Raw genomic sequence first — 1,332 nt, forward strand, 5'->3', positions numbered from 1 at the left:
CCTCCTCGCCGTCCGCGTACAGGTCGTGGTTGCCGGGCCGGTCCCGGTCCCTGGCCGCCGGCACCCACGTCGGCCCCGGCAGCGGCAGCACGGTACGGGCCGGCGCCACCTGCTCCGACCGCGCCACCGGGCCCGGCCCCGGCCGCTGCGACGGCGTCGGCGCGCTCTCCGACGGCGACGCGCTCGGCAGCGGCGACCGCGCCGACGGCCCCACCCACTCGGGCTCCGACGGCTCCGGCTCCGGCTCCGGAGACAAGTCCGACGGGACGGGCTCCGGCGAGTGCTCCCCACCGCCCCCGGTCACCGGCCAGATGATCAACGGCGGATCGTTCGGCGCCGGGGACGGCGAGGACGGCGACCACTGCGACGCCGGGGCGGCCACCGCCGGCGCCACGGGAAGCAGCAGCGCGCCGCCGAGCAGCAGCCCGATCGCGTACGCCTTCACCGCACCGCTCCTCCCGTCACGGCCACCACCCGCGCGGCCACGGCGGGTAACGCTTACAGAGTCACATGAACGGCAAGTTATGGCATGCCGGGCGCAAAGCATCACCCAACGTGACCTTCGGTCCGCCTACCCGCGTCCCCCGCACTCACTCCCTGACCAACAGCACTTTCCCCACATGGTCACTGCTCTCCAGCACCCGATGCGCCTGAGCCGCGTCCGCCATCGGCACCCGCCGGTCCACGACCGGCCGCACCCGGCCGTTCTCCACCAGCGGCCACACGTGCTCCCGCACCGCCGCGACGATCGCCGCCTTCTCCGCCACCGGACGCGACCGAAGCGTGGTCGCCATCACCGCGCCGCGCTTGCGCAGCAGCGTGTTCAGGTTCAGCTCCGCCTTCACCCCGCCCTGGAGCCCGATGACCGCCAGCCGGCCGTTCACCGCCAGCGCCTCCACGTTCCGCTCCAGGTACTTGGCGCCCATGATGTCCAGGATCACGTCCGCGCCGCGCCCGTCCGTCGCCTTGCGGACCTCCTCCACGAAGTCCTGCTCCCGGTAGTTGATCAGCACGTCCGCGCCCAACTCCGCGCACCGCGCCAGCTTCTCCCCGCTACCGGCCGTCACCGCCACCCGCGCGCCCACCGCCTTGCCCAACTGGATCGCCATCGTGCCGATGCCGCTGCCGCCGCCGTGCACCAACAGGGTCTCCCCCGGCCGCAGATGCGCCAGCATGAACACGTTCGACCACACCGTCGCGACGACCTCCGGCAGCGCCGCCGCCGTCACCACGTCCATCCCCGCCGGCACCGGCAGCACCTGCCCGGCCGGCACCGCGACCTTCTCCGCGTACCCGCCGCCCACCAGCAGCGCGCACACCTCGTCCCCCACC

Annotated in this window: 1 protein-coding gene and 1 pseudogene; both read right to left on the reverse strand. The window is 74.1% G+C overall.

Annotation, left to right across the window (positions count from 1 at the left end):
* Window positions 1–445 (reverse strand): annotated as a pseudogene (locus GL263_RS26600) (hypothetical protein); the annotation flags it as partial.
* A 145-nt stretch (window positions 446–590) separates the two neighbouring features.
* Window positions 591–1,332, reverse strand: a 742-nt coding sequence (locus GL263_RS26605) for an NAD(P)H-quinone oxidoreductase (RefSeq protein WP_182858288.1), incomplete at its 5' end; no start/stop codon positions are given.

The organism is Streptomyces durbertensis (assembly GCF_014156695.1).
Classification (GTDB): Bacteria; Actinomycetota; Actinomycetes; order Streptomycetales; family Streptomycetaceae; genus Streptomyces; species Streptomyces durbertensis.